This is a genomic window from Pseudovibrio sp. JE062 (assembly GCF_000156235.1).
Taxonomy (GTDB): Bacteria; Pseudomonadota; Alphaproteobacteria; order Rhizobiales; family Stappiaceae; genus Pseudovibrio.
The window spans coordinates 1-2,487 of the sequence record NZ_DS996823.1; the positions used below are offsets into that span (position 1 = coordinate 1).

A 2,487-nucleotide genomic window follows, 5' to 3' on the forward strand; every position below is an offset into this window, starting at 1 on the left:
TGCCTCTGCGTATCCTTGCCCATCGGGGAGAGTGATTGATGTCCCGCATATTTGGCATCGGTGTCGGTGAAGCGCCTTAATCTTACGTGCTAAATACGTGTCGCGTATTATGCGAAGCGAAGTGGCTTCTATCCGTCGACTTTCTCCGTCATAGTCTGAGTTTAAGTCATACGCTTCAGGTGGGCTGGACAGCTCACTACGCAGCCCCCATACGCCCATACCAATGCCATGGACACTATAAAAGAGATCTCGATCTCCGCGCCAATTTGATGAGTCTGATGAGTTGTACTCAAGTTCTTTTCGAACCACTGCCTTCAGTGACGGTGGGATCGAAAGTGAACTGGCCTCTCGGATCTTACTTACTTCACCATAAAGATCCTCAAGGTTTGAAACTCCTCCGAGGTTAGTGAGGCCCAACTCCACCGTCTTCCACCATTTCACGCTTATCCTCCCCATATGAAATAGCTATATATCATTGGTGTATCTGGTACGCAGCTGACTGCCAAGAGGAAGCAGGAATGCCAGTTAAGTCTGTTCCCGGATCTGACATGGGTAACGAAACTTACCATTCCTTACTATTCTCGAAATACTTCAAACAGTTCCTATGAGCTACGGGCCTCAAGAGGAGCGCCAATGCCTTCATTTATTTCACCATAGCTTCGAGGAAGCCTGCCGCGACAGCGATGTTTCTCAAATAGATTATAAACACTCTCCAAGCCCCCTCCCAGAGAAGGGAGTATCTTGCTGTTACGGCTGCGTTATCAACTCAAGAAGCTCCCACGGGCGATGAAGAGAACTCATTATGAGGGGGGGTAATTGAGATGAGGTAAGAGAGAGTGCAAGACATGAAAAAGCGCAAGCCTATTCCACTGAGACCTCTTGCACCGCCTTAGCTTCACTTACACGTCGAGCTAATAGGCTGAGAAGTATAAGGTACTCAATGGCTTTCCTCTCATCCAAATCATGATTCAAAGTGTGCGCTTTAGGATTGCGGATGCCTTGGTAGGTCCCTTGCAGAATCTGCATGAACCCTTTTTGGTCAGCCTGTCCACTTTCCGTGTCGATTTCGGAGAAGATGAGTTGTGGATTTTTAGGTGAGAAAGCTGCTGTAATTAAGCGCTCTCCATCCGTGTTGAGGCCGGTTCTTTCTCTGATGAGGTCACATATAGAGGTCACACCGTTCAAAACAGCTTCTCGCCAATTGCCGCCGCGGTAGAGGGCGAGCGAATTTTCGATAATTAACGGATGCAGTAAATGCTCAAGACCTGTCTGTCTTTCCTGAAGATGTCCGTTCAGCTCGTAGAACTTGATCGCCCTATCAAGTATGCCAACTGCGGCTTTCATATTGGAAATTACATCTAAGCTTGAACCAAGAGCATGCGTAACGGTCACTGATGCAACGGTTTGCTGAAACTCAGTTTCGTATTCCCCCAAGATCTTTAGAAGTGGTGAGACATTATCTGCCCAAATCTTAAACTCATCAATGCTCTGGAACGGAGCAGCTGCGGTTCGGGGAATTTTGAGTGCCAGCATTTCATCGTGCAAGCTCATGTAGTTCTTCCTCCAAGGGATGTGAAACGATATGCGGTACAACATTGACGAAATTGCATAATTATGTCGTCTTTTTTGCCCGCCGGTTGGTACCGCACCAAGTGAGAGTGTGCCACCGTTACATTAAAGCTTAGAAATATCGATCCCGTATCCTTGTGAAGCCATTTCCTTAGCCAATGTTGGTCCTGCTTCTTTTTGAAGGTCGTCTTTGAAAGGGATGTATATCAAGCCTTGAATATCTGAAGGGCGCTCCATCTTGTCTTGGTTTTTCAAAAGTACGGCAACGTTCTCTCGACCCAATTGCTTTAGCATCATCCCGAGTTCTAAGACTACATTCTGTCTTGCACGAAAAATGATTTCGTCAGGGTGATCCCTTCGATGTCCTTCATCATCTGGAGTCGCTAAGACCACAGCAAAACCTACTTCTTCAGTATATTCTTCGAGTTTCTCAATTATCGTTTGCCCTTTTGAAGGAAGCTGGTCCAAGATCAATGGCTCCAGTCCCCAACGTCTAAGCATCGCATCAAGTTGGGTTCTTGCAGCTTCATCGTGTCCGTAAACAACAAAAACGCGAGGGTTTGGCGCTGGTTTAAGTTGTGCTTTTAGCAAAACACCCTGTTCAATTATTGGCCTAACAGTATCTTCAAGGGCAGTTTTAAAGGGATCTTTTCCTTGGCACAATACTGTCCCTTTTTTGCCCTCCCACCAGTTCAACACCGCTCCATTTCGAGCCTTGAACTGTTTCTGACCATTTTGAAATTCTTGCCATTCACCTTCAAAACCGGTGGAGCTAACAATTTCTTTGAGTTCATCGAAGGTACCAAAATAGTTCACTTTAAATCTCTTATCTCTTTTCGTGTTGAAGGAGAAATAACCAGTTTGAATAGCGGCAACGAGATAGGAATGTGATGGAGTTCGTGCCTCTTAATGTATATG

2 protein-coding genes are annotated in these 2,487 nt (G+C 46.0%); both read right to left on the reverse strand.

The annotated features are described in order from the left end of the window. Positions 1-861: 861 nt before the first annotated feature. Positions 862-1,551, reverse strand: a complete 690-nt coding sequence (locus PJE062_RS25905) for a TIGR02391 family protein (protein WP_008553190.1) — start codon at positions 1,549-1,551, stop codon at positions 862-864. A gap of 123 nt (positions 1,552-1,674) precedes the next feature. Continuing rightward, the gene (locus PJE062_RS26220; RefSeq protein WP_008553189.1) at positions 1,675-2,385 is read right to left on the reverse strand and encodes a TIR domain-containing protein; all 711 of its coding nucleotides are present in this window, start codon (positions 2,383-2,385) and stop codon (positions 1,675-1,677) included. Positions 2,386-2,487 lie beyond the last annotated feature (102 nt).

Excerpts from the sequence above, each read along its gene's own strand:
- PJE062_RS25905 (WP_008553190.1), bottom strand. The coding sequence starts at position 1,551 with ATGAGCTTGCACGATGAAATGCTGGCACTCAAAATTCCCCGAACCGCA.